Below are 16,655 nucleotides of genomic sequence, written 5' to 3' on the forward strand. Positions count from 1 at the left end.
AACCCCGGAGCGAAGGCTCCGGGGCCGCCGGGTGATGAGTTGCGCTGCGCTCTACCGTTCCTGCGAGCTTCGAGATGCTCTCCACAAGGCATTGCAAAGCCGAGCGACAATCCAGCAAGCAATGGTGGAGACGAGGCAAATGGACAGGGCCCAGACAAACGGGTTTAGCAACGGGCGGCTCGTGGAGCCGCGATAGCCGCCCGCGCGCCGGTCAGTGTTGTCCTGCTGTCCAGTCGCGCTTGATCTTCTTGGCCAGCGACCATTTGTGAACCTCGGTCGGCCCGTCATAGATCCGAAACGCACGGATCTCGCGGAAAGCCTGCTCGACGATGGTTTCCGTCGAGACCCCGGTGCCGCCCATCACCTGGACGCAGCGATCGGCGACGCGCATCAGCGCTTCCGACACGGCAACTTTCGCCATGGAGCTCTCGCTCGTCCCGAGGGAGCCGGTGTCGAGCACACCCGCGCACCAGTCGATCATCAGCTCCGACTGCTTGAGATCGATCAGGTTCTCCGCCAGCATGAAACCGACGCCTTCGTGATCGACCAGCGGTTTTCCGAACGCCTGGCGGCGGCAGGCATAGTCGGTGGCGATTTCGTTGGCGCGGATCGCCAGGCCCAGCCAGCGCATGCAGTGCGACAGGCGCGCGGGGCTCAGGCGAATCTGGGCATATTTGAAGCCGTCGCCGGACGCGCCGAGCATCTGATCGGCAGGCACACGAAGATTTTCGATGTCGATCTCGGCATGCCCGCCGGGCATCGAACTGTCGATCGTATCAAGCACGCGCAGCGTGCGGATCGCGGGATTGGGCAGATCGACGAGGAACATGCAGGCGCCGTCGTCCGACTTCGCCATGACGATCCCGACCTTGGCGCCTTCGGCCCCGGTGATGAACTTCTTTCGCCCGTTGATGACCCAGTGATTGCCGTCCAGACGGCACGTCGTCTGCATCATCGACGGATCGGATCCGGCTCCGCCCGTATCCGCAGGCTCGGTCATGAAGAACGCCGAGCGCGCCTTGCCCGACACGAGCGGCTCGAGGAAGCGCGTCTTTTGCTCGCTGCTTCCGACCTTGCCGAGCAGATACATGTTGCCTTCATCCGGCGCCATGGTGTTGCACGCCAGCGGGCCTAGCGGCGAGAGGCCGGATTTGATCAAGGCCTTTGCGGTTTCGCGCTGCGACAGATGAGATCCATCGGGCAGAATATGCGGCGTCAGGACGCCGGCCTTGCGCGCCTTGGCGCGCAGCTCCTGCACCAGCTCGTCGCTCGGGCCATGTGGACCTGTCCGGGGATCCTTCTCGTAGGGGATGACATCGGTGCGGATGAACGCTTCGATCTTCGCGGCAAGGCTGTCGTCTTGATTGGACATATTTAAGGAAACTCCGGTCGACCCCCGCCTCGGCGGAGCGCTGGCTGTCGATCGACTGCGCTCGACGACGGGGCGTAAGCAGGAGATTGCGGCGATCGATCGCAGTGAAGGAAACTCGTTATATTAGACGGGTGAGCCAGATTTGAGCAACAGCCACGCCAAGGCTGGCGGAGCCCCGTTGGACGACGGAAGCCGCGATCCCTCGGGTCTGCCGCAACTGCCCAGCCGAAAGCGGACGTTCAGCGAAGAGGCCTTCGTATCAGCTTGGGGCCACTAGCGGTCTAGGAGGGGACAGACGCTGCTGGCGCTGGTGATAGCTTCGTCTGGACTCTTACCCGTTCCGCCTCCGAACCTCAGCCTCACGCCATCCGGATAAAGGTAGCGGCAATTGTAGGTATAGAAACCACCCATGCTCGCTTGGTAATCTGTCATCGATCCCACGAAGATCCCGCGCGTCAGGCCGTAGCCGAACAGCGAGACCACGAGTAGCCCGAAGAAGCTCCAACCAACTTTTATACCCGCGCTCATTAGCCAAGCTCCGCTAGTTCGTCTTCAAGCTTTTCCCGTTTCCTATTGGCATCGGACTTCAAGGCTGTCGTCTTGATGGGACATCATAACGGAAACACCGGTCGATCCCCGCCTTGGCGGCGCGCTGGCATTCGATCGTGGCGCATGTGAGAGATTGCGGCCATCGATCGCAGTGACGGAAGCTCGTTTTATAGACGGGTGGGCCGGATTTGAGCAACGGCCGCGCTTGCGCCATCGAAGCCCTGTTCGGCCCCTCGAGAAGGCCTGCGATTGTTCAACAGCATTCGTTGCGATTTACGGTTGTTAAAATCACTTGGCATAGCTTTGTGATCATGGCTGTCATTACCTTCAACACTGCCGGATTGCTAATCGGACTGGTGCTGATCTCGTGGATCGACCGCAAGTGCTCCGCATTGGCTTGGTCGATAACCGTATTCGCGGTCATTCCGCCGTTGGCGATGCTCTGGGCGGAGTCCTGCTGGTTCTTGGGACTTTCATGCTCAAGTGTGGGTCACGTCCTTCTCGTTCCATTTTTCTTTGCGCTCGCCGGTTTTGGTGGGTTCGGCGTAGGCGCTTTCGTCGGAGTCATCACCATGGATTTTTACAGGGCCAAGCGTTTGGGGCAGGGTTGGCATACTTGGAAAAGGGTCGAAAAGGATCTGGCGTAAGGACCACCCAGCGATTGCTGGCGATATTTGCCCTTTGGTCGTGATACGCCCGCTCCAGGCCACAGGTGGGCTCGGACGAATAGGACTTGAATTAAACAGGCTATTCTATGGGGCCAATGAGTCCGAGTTCGTTCAGTAAAATCATTGCCAGAAAAACGGGCCAGAGGGCGGCCACGCGAAGCTCATGAAGTGCGAGGCTTAGAAATTCGCCAGGGCTGTGAAACAGTCCGTCCCTGTAGTCGGACACCAAAATAAACGCTTCCAGCGCAATCACGCCGACAAGATAGATGCCGAGGATGGTCAGCAGGGCTCTCTTCATATACCCTCCGGGTGAATCGACCGGAGCCTATACACTACGGCACTAAAGGTCACTGCTATTCCGGATGAGGCGCTGCTATCGTCATGCTCATTCGGCATCTGGCGCGCCGAACCATCGCGCGGCGGCGCGAGATGCGTGCTCTTGGTCGTGAGCATCCTCACTGGCCCAGGCCACAATGCCGTCGGGGCGCACCAGCAGCGCGCTCAGGCCGAGGCGGTCCTTGGCGTCACTTGCGACATAGGTGATGCGGCCGTCCCAGCGGCTTGCAAGCGCCTGGAGCGGTGACGGGGTACTGAAATCGAGCAGCAGTCCTCGCCCTGTCTGGAGCAACTCGCTCAGTCTTGTCCCGTCCGCGAATTCGAAGTCGGGGGTACTCCGCCCCACCAGAGGATGGCCTCCGCCGAGTTCGTAGCGGAGAGAAACGCCCCACACGCGCTCGGCGAAATAGGTCGCACCGTCGCGCGTGTCGATGAGATCGCGGATGATCGCTTCGAGCGCGCGGGAGCTTTTGCTGGGGCGCATCAGCGCGACCTGTGCGCGCGACCAGTCGAGGATTTTTGCGCCCACGGGATGCCGTTCGGCCGAATAGCTGTCGAGCAGGCCGGCCGGCGCATCACCACGAATGGTCGCCGCGAGTTTCCATCCGAGGTTCATGGCATCGCCGAGGCCGAGATTCAGGCCCTGGCCGCCCAGCGGTGAATGGATGTGCGCGGCGTCACCCGCCAGCAAGACGCGGCCCTTGCGATAGTCGGTTGTTTGATAGGCGCGGTCGGTCCAGGTGGTGGCAAGCAAGAGGGCAGTCACCGTCACGTCGAGACCTGAGACCTTGCGGAGCACTGCCTCGACGTGGTCGCGCCCCGGTTCTGCGCGGTGGGCGGCGCCGCCGTCGAAATCGACCATCGCGATCGTCCCGGGCGCAGCATATGTGTACATGCCCGAAGGCGTGTAATGCCGGCCTGGCTTGAACGTGCCGGGATCGGCCAGCTCGAGCTGCACCGAATAGCCGGTGAATTCCGGTTCGGTGCCGGTGAAAGCAATACCGGCCGCCTTTCGAACGCTGCTGCGCCCGCCGTCGCAACCAACGAGCCAGCGGCCACGGACGGTTTCGCTGGCCAGCTCAACGGCAACGCCATCAATGGACTGCGTGAACGCCTCGACGCCGCAGCCGCGCCGGATCTCCGCACCCAGTGCCTTGGCACGGATCGCAAGGACGGCTTCGATGCTCACCATGTCGGCGGCCATGTTGGTGATCGGGCCAGGCAGGCGGTACGGCCATTGCGTGCTGTCGACCTGATCGTAGAAGAACTGGATGCCGGCGAAATGACCGCCCGGGCGACGCTGCTGCTGCATCCAGTGCGCACCCACCGGCGTGTCGCGGCTCGCCGCGCGGGCTTTCAGACTATCCAGCAGGTCGCGGCGGTCGAGGCTCTCGATGGTCGGCACCGAAAGGCCACGCAAACCAAACGGCAGGCACTTCAGCGGTGAACGAGGGTCCTGCGTCTTCTCCAGCACCAGCACGGAACAGCCGGCAAGGCGCAGCTCGCAAGCCAGAAAGAGGCCGACGGGACCGGCCCCGGCGATGATGACGTCATAGGGAATCGTGTCGGGGGTCTGCATGAAATGCTCCGTCGTCGATGATCGACTATCGATGTTCGACCGGAGCGTTTCCCTGACCCGAGGACCTCACGGACGAACCTGTGATCGCCTGAACAGCGACCGTGTTCGTCGTGGGGATCTCAGGCCTGAGGCCAAAGACCAGAGCTTTCGTTACCGAAAGGACTTGGTAGCGAAAGGACTTGGGCTCACCAGACCAAGTCTGCCTTTTCCGACGTAACCAATTTAGCTGTTTGATCGCAGCCTCGTCAACGGAACGGAGACCAATCTCAGCTTTGTGAGACGTGTCCCGACTGGCTTACATGAGCCTGACACGTCGGAACGATCTGCCCGCCGGGTGCTTTTTCGCTGGCCGAGGCGCCCGGAATGGTGGAAGAGAGCGATGATACGGCGCGAGCCGTGTGAAGATTTGACCACCCGCGGACATGCGATGCGCCTTCTGATCGTCGAGGACAATGTCGAGCTGTCGCGGCTCGTGGCCGGCGGGCTGTCGGCGGCGGGCTATGAGAGCGATATCGTCGGCAGCGCCGCCGAGGCGCGCGAGGCCGTGAGCAGCGTCAACTATGCCGCGATGATCCTCGACCTCGGCCTGCCCGACGGCGACGGCCTGTCGGTGCTGCGCGAGCTGCGCCGGCAGATGGAACCGCTGCCGGTTCTGGTGCTGACCGCGCGCGGCGGCTTGCAGGACCGCGTCAACGGTTTGCGCAGCGGCGCCGACGATTATCTCGCAAAGCCGTTCGCGATGGAGGAGCTGGTGGCGCGGCTGGAGGCGATCCTGCGCCGGCCGGGACAGTTGCTCGGCCGCTCGCTGCGCCTCGCCAACCTCGTCTACGATACCGAGAGCCGCCAGATCTTCGTCGACGACCAGCCGCGGATCATGTCCGCGCGCGAGACGTCGGTGCTGGAGATCCTCCTGCGCCGGCAGGGGCGGGTGGTGCCGAAGAAGAACGTCGAGGACCACATCTTCGGCCTCGAAGGCGAGGTCGCCTCGAACGCCGTCGAGGTCTACGTCTCGCGGCTGCGCAAGCAGCTCGCCGAGCACGGCGCCAAAGTCGTGATCCACACCATCCGCGGCGTCGGCTATCTCATGGCTGAGGAGAAGTAGCGTGGGCCAAGGCGGATTTCGCGCCGGGTCATTCGCCAGGCCGACGTTCAAATCGCTGATCTCGCGCATCGTGTTCATGCACATCGTCGCGGTCGCGGTGGTCGCGATCTTCCTGCCGCTGGTGCTGTTCTGGCTGCTCAACTCGGAGGTGGACCAGCTCCATCGCGACGCCATGCGGGCCCAGGCCGAGGTGCTCGCCGAGCGCATCGTCCCGCAGGTGGACGGGACGTTGACGTTCAATCTCCCCGACAGTCTCAGGGGGCTCTATTCCGAGGCCTATGGCCGCTACCAGTACGATATTCGCGATGCCGACGGACGCGTGCTGTTCTCCTCGCGGCGAAAGACCGGCGAGACCGGGCCGGCGTCGCGATTGTCCGAGACGATTTCCGGCGCCGGCGTCAGCCGCGTGATCGAGGGCAAGATGGTGCGCATCCGCGTCGCCGAGGACCTTTCGCATCGCGACGTCATCATCGACGACATCATCTCGAACTTCTTCCGGCGGGTGGGATGGATCACCATCCCGATCCTGCTGATCCTGCTCGCCGCCGACATCATCATCTTCCGCCGCGCGGTCGCGCCGCTGTGGAAGGCCTCCGAGGAGGCCAGCAATATCGGCCCGGCGCGCACCGACATCCGCCTGCCGACGGAGCAGATCCCGCGCGAGATCATGCCGCTCGTCATCGCCGTCAACCAGGCGCTCGATCGGCTCGAGGACGGTTTTCGCGTGCAGCGGCAGTTCACGGCCGACGCCGCGCATCAATTGCGCACGCCGCTCACGATCCTGCGCACGCGGATCGAGACGCTCGGCGACGGCACCGCAAGGCAGGCGCTGCATGCCGACATCGAGGGCATGAGCCGCATCGTCGCCCAGCTGCTGGAGATCGCCGAGCTCGACACGCTGGTGCTCGATCCCGGTGAGACCGCCGACTTACGCGCCGTCTGTGCCGAGGTGGTCGGCGCGATCGCGCCATTGGCGCTCGCCCAGCACAAGGACATCGCACTCAAGGGCATCGATGCGCCGGTGCTGGTCCACGGCAATGCCGAGATGCTCCAGCGCGCGATCTTCAACCTCGCCGAAAACGCCATCAAGTTCACCGCAAAGGACACCTCGGTCGACGTCGAGGTCGGCGACGACGGAGTTGTGCGCGTGCGCGATTGCGGCCCCGGCATCGCGGAGGCCGAGCGCGAGCTGATCTTCCAGCGCTTCTGGCGCCGCGACCGCCAGCGCAGTGACGGCGCGGGCCTCGGGCTCTCGATCGTGCGCGGCGTGGCGGACGATCACGCCGCGACGGTGGCGGTGGAGAACCTTCCGGGCGGCGGTGCGGAGTTCACGCTGCGGTTCAGGCTGGCTGAGAAGGTCGGCGACATGGAAGCGAAGGTCGCGCGGCATTGACGCTGCACCCTCTCCCCCTGTGGGAGAGGGTGGCTCGCCGCCTTAGCGGCGAGACGGGTGAGGGGTTGTCTCCGCGAGTCCCACTCTCATCTAAGTTCGCGGAGAGAACCCCTCATCCGGCGCTTCGCGCCACCTTCTCCCACAAGGGGAGAAGGAAGAGAAGCGGCGCGCTATTTCAGCTTGTCGGTGGACAAGTCCATGATCATGCGGGTGGTCAGATAAAGCCGCGGCACGATGCTGTTGATCTGCACATATTCGGCGTCGTTGGAATGCGCGCCGAAGCCCGACAGGCCCATGCCTTCCACCACGGCGCCCTTGGTCCCAAGCGCGGCAAAGGCGGCATCGGTGCCGCCGCCGGTCGCCTTCTCGTCGACCCTGAGCGACATGCCGAGCTCCCCATAGATCGTCTTGCCGTGGGAGGCCACGCGGCGCGAGGCGTCGTTGGCCTCGAGCGGCGGGCGACGCACCTCGAACTTCAGGTCGACCTTGGAGTCGGGCAGCAGGCGGTTCTTGACCTTGTCCTGCAGCGCTTTCTGCAGCTCGTCGAAATCCGCCACCTTGAGCGCACGTGCATCGGCCTGGGCCGTGGCCTCGGCAGGGATGACGTTGCGGTTGGTGCCGGCCTTGGCGACCGTCCAGTTCAGCTTCAGGCCCTGCTCGGGTCTGGACAGGTCCTTCATCTGCAGCAGCTGGTGCGAGAGCTCGTACAGCGCGTTGACGCCGCCCTCGGGACGCGCGCCCGCATGCGAGGACTTGCCCTGCACCGTGAGATAGGCCGAGCCGATGCCGGAGGTGGCGAGGCGTAGCGTGCCGTCGGTGCCGCCGCCCTCGAACGAGAACACCGCGTCCTGATCCGCGGCGAATTTGGTGATGGTGCTGCGCCAGCCGGGCGAGGAGATTTCCTCGTCGCCATTGGTGAGCACCGTGAGCGTGCCGTAGTCCCTGACGTTCAGCTTCTGCAGCAACGCCACGGTGTGGAGAATGAGCGCGACGCCCTGCTTGTCGTCGGCGATGCCGAGGCCGTAGGCCTTGTCGCCGTCGATGCGGAACGGCTGGTCCTTCAGCATGCCCTTCAGGTACACCGTGTCCATATGGGCGATCAGCATGATCCTCTTGCTGCCGGTGCCCTTGAAGACGGCATGCACGGCCGGGCCGATTGTCTCGGGGGTGTCGTCGAGGCGATAGACGTCGCTGGTCTTCAGGATCTCGACCGCGCCACCGAGCTGCTTGAGCTGGCCGGCGACGCGCTCGGCGATCCGGTTCAGGCCGTCGATGTCCTTGCTGCCGGATTCGATGTTGACGAGATCGCGCAGCGTATCGAGCAGCGGCTGCTGCTCCTTTTGCGCCAGCGCATGGATATCGGCGATCGGTTCCGCATGCGCCATGGTTGCTGCACATGCCAGCCAGAGCGAGGCGAGCAGCGACAGAGCAAAGTACGATCGGGGCATGCGCAGCGGTCCATCAACTGGAGGATGGCCCGGTATGCCCGTGTTTACGCCGCTTGTCACGCGCGGGTCATGTCCCGCCAGGACGGGACATGACGGCGATGGCGATGGCCGCTACTTCTGCGGCGGGCCCAGATCCAGCGGCGGCAGGTCGATCTGCGGCACCTCGATCTTGACCTTGTCGAGGTCGACGTTGAGCGGCTTGTCCAGGAGGCCCGTCACCGTGACCGGGAAGATGATCACCAGCAGCACCATGATCATCTGGAGGCCGATCCAGGGGATCGCGCCCCAGTAGATGTCGGAGCTCTTGACTTCCTTCGGCGCGACGCCGCGCAGGTAGAACAGCGCGAAGCCGAACGGCGGATGCAGGAACGAGGTCTGCATGTTCACGCAGAGCATCACGCCGAACCAGATCAGCGCCGCGTCAGGTCCGACCACGGGGGCGAGGACCTTCTGCGCGATCGGCGCGATCATCGGCAGGATGATGAAGGCGATCTCGAAGAAGTCGAGGAAGAAGGCCAGGAAGAAGATGAACAGGTTGATGAAGATCAGGAAGCCCCACACGCCGCCGGGCAGCGACGTCAGCAGGTGCTCGAGCCAGACTCCGCCGGAGACGCCCAGGAACACCACCGAGAAGCAGGTCGAGCCGATCAGGATGAAGGTGACCATGCAGGTGAGGCGCATGGTGGATTCGTAGCCCTGCTTGATGAGGTCGCGCAGCTCGGGGATGCGTGCGGCCCGGATGCAGACCCAGGCGACGGCGATATAGGTGACTGCAAAGGCGAGCTTGAAGATCAGGTTCTCGGTGAACAGCATCGCGACGATCGTGCCGATGCCGGCGGCGATCACGCCCGTTATCAGCACCTTGCGGTCGTTCGAGGAAAAGTCCTTGTGATGGATCGCGGCGAGCACGATGGCGCCGATCGCACCCATGGCGCCGGCTTCCGTCGGGGTCGCAAGGCCCATCATCATGGTGCCGAGCACGACGAAGATCAGGACGGCCGAGGGGATGATGCCCATCAGGCACTTCTTCCACAGCGGCCAGCCGGTCAGTGTGCGCGCTTCCTTCGGCACCGGCGGCACGTGGCCCGGCTTGATCAGGCCGAGGATGAAGGTGTAGCCGGCGAACAGCATGATCTGGAACACCGAGGGGCCCCAGGCGCCGAGATACATGTCGCCGACCGACTTGCCGAGCTGGTCGGCGAGCACGATCAGCACCAGCGAGGGCGGCACCAGCTGCGTGATGGTGCCGGAGGCCGCCAGCACGCCGGTGATGTAGCGCATGTTGTAGCCGTAGCGGATCATCACCGGCATCGAGATCAGCGCCATGGCGATGACCTGCGCCGCCACCGTGCCGGTGATGGCGCCGAGGATGAAGCCGACGATGATCACGGAATAGCCGAGGCCGCCGCGGATCGGGCCGAACAGCTGGCCCATCGAATCCAGCATGTCCTCGGCGAGCCCGCATCTCTCCAATATGGCGCCCATGAAGGTGAAGAACGGGATCGCGAGCAGCAGCTCGTTGGAGAGCACGCTGCCGAACACGCGGCCGGGAATCGCCTGCAGGAAGTTGAGGTCGAAGAAGCCGAGATGGATGGCCAGGAAGCCGAAGGAGAGGCCGACTGCCGCGAGCGTGAACGCGACGGGGAAGCCGATCAGCATCGCCAGAACCAGGCCGCCGAACATCAGCGGCGGCATCATTTCCAGCGTAATCATTGGGTCGGCCTCTCGTACTTGGCGTCGATCGTCACATAGCCCTTGAGAGCCGCGATACGCTTGATGACTTCGGAAATACCCTGGAGCGCCAGCAGGACGAAGCCGGCGGGGATCACGAACTTGATCGGCCAGCGGACGAGGCCGCCGGCATTGCCGGACATCTCGCCGACGCTATAGGCCTGCATGAAGAACGGCCACGACAAATAGGCCAGCAGCAGGCAGGAGGGGATCAGGAAGCAGAGCGTGCCGATCATGTCGAGCCAGAGCTGGCCGCGCTCCGAGAGCGTCAAATAGAAGATCTCGACCCGCACATGCTCGTTGCGCTTGAAGGTGTAGGATGCGCCGAACATCACCAGGATCGCGAACATGTACCATTGCAGCTCCAGCCAGCCGTTGGAGGAGTTGCTGAAGGCGTAGCGGATCATGGCGTTGGCTGCGCTGACCAGACAGGCCAGCAGCACGAGCAGGTTACAGACGTACCCGATCTTCTCGTTGAGGAGGTCGATGGCGTTGCTCACCGCCAGCAATGGACGCATTTTACTTCATCTCCGTCGCGGCCTAACACTTCATGAGAGGCATCAGCACGCATCGCTCGGCCCGCGTGCAAGAAGCACACGACCGCACGGCTCGTTTTCCGAAGCGATTGCGGCGTCAGTCCTCCCCTCGTGCCTTGCCGTCTTGACCGCGACCGCCAATGGGGCGGGCCGGCTTATTGCTGCCGGGCAAGCAAAGGCGGGTGCACCAAACCAGCGGCTTCACCTGCCGTCAATCGGAAAATGGACAAATTGACGCCGAGTCAAAAGCTTAAGATCGCAAAAGCTTAAGGTCGCGGCGGCCGGCCTGGAAGGCCTTCATCCGGCCGCTCAAGAACCTGAGCAGCTGGCTTGCCGCATTCGGCAGTTCGCGGCCCAATCGGGTGACGATGTGGGCTTCTGCCGAGGCCAGCAGCACATTGTCGACGGGAATGGCGATCAGCGATCCATCCGCGAGGTCGGCCGCCACCGAGAAGGCCGGGAGCAAGGTCACGCCGAGGTCGGAGCGGACGAAATGCCTGAGGATGCTGATCGAGGTCGTGGTAAGCTTGGGGGAGAGACCGATCTTCTCGGATGTCTCGGCCATCGTCAGCAACTGGCGCGTGCCGTAACCGGCATGCATGAGCCCGAGCGAGTGCCTGGCAATCTCCCGGAGCTTGATCGGGCGGCGGAGCTTCGCAAGCGGATGGTCGGGGCGCGCGATCAGGCAGATCGGCTGCCGGATGGCGGCGCAGGAGCGGATTCGCGGATCCTGCGGCGGGTGATAGACGAGCCCGATGTGGCAGCGGTCGTCGGCAATGGCGCGAATGACCCCGCTGGTGCCCGCCAGCTCCAGCGACATGGTCAGCCGCGGATGCCGGCGCCAGAACTCGTCGAGCGCACCGCCCATGAGATCGGCGACAAAGCCTTCGCCCAGCACGAGGTCGATGTGACCGCGATGCAGTCCCTGGAGTTCCCGCAACCGGGCCAGCGTGTCGTCGCGGTCCACCGTGTGGCGGCGATAATGCTCGATCAGGAGCGCGCCGGCCTCGGTCGGCCGCACCCCGCGGCTGTGCCGGTCGAGCAGGGCGGCGTCGAGCTCGCGCTCCAGAAGGGCGATCTGCCGGCTGACCACCGACGGGTTGACCCCGAGCGCGTCGGCCGCAGCGCGGACGGCGCCGTAGCGCGCGGCCTCGAACAGATAGCGAAGCCGGTGCTCGTCGAGTGCATTGATCATCCCCAAGTGTTGCCCATGAGGCAACATTAGGCAACCGCGCCGCTGATGCCCCGGCCCGGGCCCGATCCGTATGGTGTCCCGGCGATATCAGGACGGGGGACAGCTTATGGCGGTGATCGGCGTCGTGGGGCTCGGAAACATGGGGCGCGGCATGGCGCTCTCGCTGATGCGGGCCGGGCATGAGGTGCTTGGGACCGATGCGTCGGAAAAGGCCCGCAGCGCGCTCGCATCGGAGGGCATCGCGGTGTTCGAAGGCGTCGGACCGCTTTGCGCCCGCGCGGACCTGCTCATCCTGTCGCTGCCGACCGCCGAGATCGTCGATGCCGTCGTGGCCGGCAAGGACGGCATCATTGCCCATGCGCGGCCGGGCTTGCGCGTGGTCGACACCTCGACGTCCAACCCTGATACGACCCGCCGCTTGGCCGCGGCGCTCGCCGCACAGGGCATGGCGATGATCGACGCGCCCGTCAGCGGCGGTCCGAAGGGCGCCATCACCGCCACCATGACCATGGTGATCGGCGGCTCGGATGCCGACGTCGCCGCCGTCGAGCCGGTCCTCAGCGACATGAGTGCGAAGCGCGTCCATGTCGGATCGGTCGGAGCCGGTCACGTCTGCAAGCTGATCAACAATTTGTTGTGCGCGGCGCATCTGCTCACCGCCGCCGAGGCAATGCGCATTGCGTGCGCGGCCGAGGTCGATCCGGCCCGGCTGCTCGAAGGCCTCAATGCCGGCTCGGGCAGGTCCGGCGTCACGCAAGTCAATTTGCCGAATTGGGTGCTGAACGGCGCCTTCGATTCCGGCTTCACGATGGCCCTGATGCGCAAGGACGTGCGCCTCGCCGCACAACTCGTCGCCGGGCTCGGGCTCGATCTGCCGATCGCCGGGGAGGCCGCGCGGATCTGGTCTGAGAGCGCCGGCTCGATCGGCGATGGCGAGGATTTCAACAGGATCGTCGAGCTTCAGCTCGGCAGGATGTGAGCGACACCATGCCCCCCTTCATCGACCCGCGGCTGCGCGAAGCGCTCGCTCCCTTCTGGCCCGACTGCGCGGCGATCGGCTCTTACGTGGCGGGTCGTATCGTTCCTGGTACGGGCGAGCTCGTCACGATCGACGATCCCGCAACCGGCGCGCCGCTCTACGCCTATCCTGATGCCGGCGAGGCGGTCGTTGCCGAGGCGGCAGCAGTGGTTGTCACGGCGCAAGCCGGCTGGTCACGGCTCACGGGTGCTGCGCGCGGTCGCGTCATGCAGGCAATCGCGCGGGCCATTCACGGCAAAGCGGAGGAGTTGGCGCGCCTGGAATCCCTCTCGGCCGGCAAGCCGATCCGCGACACGCGCGTCGAGGTCGCCAAGGTCGCCGAGATGTTCGAGTACTATGCCGGCTGGGCCGACAAATTCCACGGCGACGTGATCCCGGTGCCGTCGAGCCATCTCAACTACACGCGGCGCGAGCCCGTTGGAATCGTGCTCCAGATCACGCCCTGGAACGCGCCGATCTTCACCTGCGGCTGGCAGGTCGCGCCCGCCATCGCCATGGGCAATGGCGTGCTGCTGAAACCTTCGGAGCTGACGCCGCTGACCTCGATGGCGCTCGCGCATCTCGCCGAACAAGCCGGGTTGCCGGCCGGTCTCGTCAACGTGCTCGCGGGCTACGGCCACACGACGGGGCAGGCCGCGCTCGGCCAGCCCGTCGTGAAGAAAATCGTGTTCGTCGGGTCCGTGCCGACGGGCAGGCTGATCGCGGAGGCTGCCGCCAAGCGGCTGTTGCCCTGCGTTCTCGAGCTCGGTGGCAAGTCCGCCAACATCGTGTTCGCCGATGCCGATCTTGCACGCGCGGCAATCGGTGCGCAGTCGGCGATCTTCGCCGGCGCCGGCCAGAGCTGCGTCGCAGGCTCGCGGCTGCTGGTCGAGCGCTCCGTCTACGACCGCTTCGTCAAGATGGTCGCAGAAGGTGCCGCGAAGCTGAGGGTCGGCGCGCCCGATGCGGCGGAGACCGAGGTCGGGCCGATCAACAATATCAGGCAGTATGATCGCGTGCTCGCCATGGTGAAGCAGGGGCTCGCGGAGGGTGCAACGCTTGCGACCGGCAGCGACGGCAGCCCCGCGCAGGGCGGCTTCTTCGTCGCGCCGACCGTGCTGCGCGACGTCAGCAACAGCATGGCCGTGGCCCGCGACGAGATCTTTGGGCCCGTCGTCGCGGCGATCCCGTTCGATTCCGAGGAGGAGGCGATCGCACTCGCCAATGACAGCGATTTTGGTCTGGCCGGCGCAGTCTGGACCGGCGACGTCGCGCGGGCGCATCGGGTCGCCGCACAGGTCAGGGCCGGGACGTTCTGGATCAATTCCTACAAGACGATCAGCGTCGCATCGCCCTTCGGCGGCTACGGCATGAGCGGCTATGGCCGTTCGAGCGGTGTCGAAACGCTCTTCGAATACACCCAGGTCAAGAGCGTCTGGGTCGAGACCGCGGCCGAGCCGGCCGTCGGATTCGGTTATGCGCCGGGAATTCGGGAGTGAGGTTTTCAGTTATTGTTTGAGCATGATCTTTTCGAAAGACCGCTGCGCACTTTGCGCTGGGGCCTTTACTCAAAAATCCCGGATTGCCCGCTTTCGGGGGCATAGCAGACGTGACCTGACCGGCCGGGACGGTCCGGAAATTGGGCGATCGTCGGACGCCTTAATGTTTGGGCCGCGCAAGCCTCCTCCATTTCATCAGCTATCAGTGTACCTATTGGGCGAGCGCGCCGCGTTGCTCCCATGGTCCCGGATTGAGAACCGCGCCGTTGACTTTGCCGGCGGCGTCGCGCGTGAAGGCGATCCGCGTAAGATCGCCGCTCTCGACGTAGAATTCATCTTTCGACCGAACCGCCACAGGCATAGGCCGGCCCTTGTCGAAATCGAGGATTGACCAGCCGCCTGTTGCCTCGACGACGAGCTTGCCGTCCGCGACACGGACTTGAAGCGCAACACTGTGCTCGGGGACCGCCTCCCGGGCAAAGAAGACAACGATCGGATCGCTCTGCGTCGCGCGGATGATCTTGAGCTTGATGGCGGCGTTGACCGGACCTGAAATCCGGCCAAATGCCGCTTCCAGGGTCAGGCCTTTGATCGGCTTGTCATCGATAGCGGCTATGACATCTCCCGCCATGACGCCCGCCCTCGCGGCGGGACCTGTGTCGGCCAGCCTGATCACCCTGAGGCCAGCGGTCTCCACGACAACAGACTCAAGACCGATCCAGCCGTGACCGTCGGCGACCAAAGCCTGTCTGTCCAGCGAACTTACGGAGCCGCCGAAGCCGTAACGTCCGACGTAGTCGGTGAGAGCGGTGGCTTCCAATGGCTCCGGCGTGAGCGGCGCGGGGGCTCCGGGAACCTTCAATGCCGCATAGGGCAGGCGGCGGATGGCGTTGAAGTAGAGGCCGTTGTTATTGTGCTGCCGCCGCTGCATCATCATGACAAGGATCAGCTTCTGTACCGGATCGACGGAGAAAAATGTGCCCCAGCTTCCCTGCCAGTTGAAGCTGCCGATCGCGCCCGGGATTAAGCTGAAATCCGGATTGGTGCGAATGGCGAAGCCGAGGCCCCAACCCGTCCCATAAGCTGGCCCGGCTTCGTGTCCCGCGAAGTGGATATCGGGCGGCATTGAATTTGTCATCATTAGCCGGACCGTTTCCGGTTTCAAAATACGCACGCCATCGAGCTCGCCGCTGTTGAGCAGCATCTGGCAGAATCGCAGGAAGTCGGGAACCGTCGAGACGATCCCTCCGCCACCCGAAAAGAATGTTTGCGGCTTCCCGACGTCCCCATCCGAAAGAGGTTTGGGCTGCGCGCCCGGCACGGCGACGAGACGGTCGAGTTTATCCCCCGGCACCGAGAAGCCGCTGTCGACCATATGGAGCGGCGCGAAGAGGCGGTTTTGCAGAAACCGGTCGAAAGGCTGGCCTGATACGACCTCAATGACGCGGCCGAGAACATCGTAACCGATGGAATATTCCCAGACTTCGCCGGGCTGGTGCAGAAGCGGGAGAGTGCCGAGGCTCGCAACGAAGTCGGCGATGGGCTTGTCGCGCCGGAACGGAGCCTTGACGCCGTAAAGCAAGTGGATCGCCGTATTGCCATATCCGGGATCGGCATAATCGGGCGATGCATAAACGAGGCCGGACGTATTGCGCAGAAGGTCCCGGATGGTCATCGCCCGCTTGGCCGGCTCAAGCTCCAGGAGGATCGCATCTCCCGTAGCCGGGTCGGTCTTGACGACCTGCATGTTCTTGAGCTCGGGCAAATACTGCGCCACGGGGGCGTCGAGCTCGAGCTTGCCCTCATCGACCAGCATCATGGTGGCGACGCTGGTGATCTGCTTGGTCATCGATCCGATGCGAAAGATCGAATCCGGCCGCATCGGAATTTTCTGGTCGTGGTCCTCAAAGCCAGTGGGCTGCAAATAAGCGAGCTTTCCGCCTCGTGCGATCCCAACGACAAAACCGGAGGGATCGCCCTTCTTGGTCTGCGCCTCAAACCAGGAGGTGATGCGCGTCAGGCGCTTTGCCGAAAAGCCGAGACTGTCCGGATCGCCGACAGTCTGCAAATCGTCGGCAAGCGCCGTACCCGTCAGACAGAGCGTGAGCGCCGCCAACGCGGTCAATGAAACGGCAAATCGCTGATATTGCATGGGCAGCCCCGTGTCCCAGCTGTTGCGAGGAAGGATCGCCATCAGTCTGTCGAATGTTTTCGATTCCTTCTCGCCGA

Annotated in this window: 13 protein-coding genes; 5 read left to right on the forward strand and 8 right to left on the reverse strand. The window is 64.1% G+C overall.

Going from position 1 to position 16,655, the window contains the following annotated elements; all coding sequences use genetic code 11:
* Positions 1-211: 211 nt before the first annotated feature.
* Positions 212-1,372 (reverse strand): acyl-CoA dehydrogenase family protein, encoded by a 1,161-nt coding sequence (locus tag AC1RUR_RS08865; protein WP_492842856.1) that lies wholly within the window; start codon positions 1,370-1,372, stop codon positions 212-214.
* Between the two features lie 737 nt (positions 1,373-2,109).
* Here AC1RUR_RS08865 and AC1RUR_RS08870 point away from each other — a divergent pair.
* Positions 2,110-2,568, forward strand: a complete 459-nt coding sequence (locus AC1RUR_RS08870) for a hypothetical protein (RefSeq protein WP_492842858.1) — start codon at positions 2,110-2,112, stop codon at positions 2,566-2,568.
* 100 nt (positions 2,569-2,668) lie between these two features.
* On the opposite strand, the gene AC1RUR_RS08875 is transcribed toward AC1RUR_RS08870, so the two are convergent.
* On the reverse strand, positions 2,669-2,887 hold the full coding sequence (locus AC1RUR_RS08875; protein WP_492842860.1) for a hypothetical protein: 219 nt from the start codon (positions 2,885-2,887) through the stop codon (positions 2,669-2,671).
* 87 nt (positions 2,888-2,974) lie between these two features.
* Positions 2,975-4,504: an FAD-dependent monooxygenase gene (locus tag AC1RUR_RS08880; protein WP_492842862.1), complete on the reverse strand. Its 1,530-nt coding sequence runs from the start codon at positions 4,502-4,504 to the stop codon at positions 2,975-2,977.
* A gap of 427 nt (positions 4,505-4,931) precedes the next feature.
* On the opposite strand from AC1RUR_RS08880, the gene AC1RUR_RS08885 reads away from it, so the two are divergent.
* The gene (locus AC1RUR_RS08885) at positions 4,932-5,606 is read left to right on the forward strand and encodes a response regulator transcription factor (RefSeq protein ID WP_492842864.1); all 675 of its coding nucleotides are present in this window, start codon (positions 4,932-4,934) and stop codon (positions 5,604-5,606) included.
* Positions 5,607-5,682: 76 nt separating this feature from the next.
* Positions 5,683-6,999 (forward strand): sensor histidine kinase, encoded by a 1,317-nt coding sequence (locus tag AC1RUR_RS08890; protein WP_492843158.1) that lies wholly within the window; start codon positions 5,683-5,685, stop codon positions 6,997-6,999.
* Between the two features lie 170 nt (positions 7,000-7,169).
* Here AC1RUR_RS08890 and AC1RUR_RS08895 read toward each other — a convergent pair whose 3' ends face one another.
* The 4 genes from AC1RUR_RS08895 to AC1RUR_RS08910 all read right to left on the reverse strand — a co-directional run bounded on the left by AC1RUR_RS08895 (position 7,170) and on the right by AC1RUR_RS08910 (position 11,909).
* Positions 7,170-8,447 carry a M20/M25/M40 family metallo-hydrolase gene (locus AC1RUR_RS08895; protein WP_492842866.1) on the reverse strand — a complete coding sequence of 426 codons (1,278 nt, stop codon included), beginning with the start codon at positions 8,445-8,447 and terminating at the stop codon, positions 7,170-7,172.
* A 111-nt stretch (positions 8,448-8,558) separates the two neighbouring features.
* A complete protein-coding gene (locus AC1RUR_RS08900; protein ID WP_492842868.1) occupies positions 8,559-10,160 on the reverse strand; it encodes a TRAP transporter large permease in 1,602 nt (533 codons plus the stop codon).
* Positions 10,157-10,696 carry a TRAP transporter small permease subunit gene (locus AC1RUR_RS08905; RefSeq protein ID WP_492842870.1) on the reverse strand — a complete coding sequence of 180 codons (540 nt, stop codon included), beginning with the start codon at positions 10,694-10,696 and terminating at the stop codon, positions 10,157-10,159. The genes AC1RUR_RS08900 and AC1RUR_RS08905 overlap by 4 nt, the downstream gene beginning before the upstream one ends.
* 268 nt (positions 10,697-10,964) lie before the next feature.
* Entirely contained in the window at positions 10,965-11,909 is a 945-nt protein-coding gene (locus tag AC1RUR_RS08910) for a LysR family transcriptional regulator (RefSeq protein WP_492842872.1), read from the reverse strand.
* A gap of 106 nt (positions 11,910-12,015) precedes the next feature.
* Between AC1RUR_RS08910 and AC1RUR_RS08915 the strand changes: the two genes are divergently transcribed.
* Together AC1RUR_RS08915 and AC1RUR_RS08920 are read left to right on the forward strand one after the other, a co-directional pair.
* Positions 12,016-12,888, forward strand: a complete 873-nt coding sequence (locus AC1RUR_RS08915) for an NAD(P)-dependent oxidoreductase (RefSeq protein WP_492842874.1) — start codon at positions 12,016-12,018, stop codon at positions 12,886-12,888.
* Positions 12,889-12,896: 8 nt separating this feature from the next.
* Positions 12,897-14,426, forward strand: coding sequence for an aldehyde dehydrogenase family protein (locus AC1RUR_RS08920; RefSeq protein ID WP_492842876.1), 1,530 nt, complete (start codon positions 12,897-12,899; stop codon positions 14,424-14,426).
* Positions 14,427-14,637: 211 nt separating this feature from the next.
* On the opposite strand, the gene AC1RUR_RS08925 is transcribed toward AC1RUR_RS08920, so the two are convergent.
* On the reverse strand, positions 14,638-16,620 hold the full coding sequence (locus tag AC1RUR_RS08925) for a serine hydrolase (RefSeq protein WP_492842878.1): 1,983 nt from the start codon (positions 16,618-16,620) through the stop codon (positions 14,638-14,640).
* Positions 16,621-16,655: the final 35 nt, after the last annotated feature.

This window comes from Bradyrhizobium sp. GW821-FHT12B03 (genome assembly GCF_058807535.1).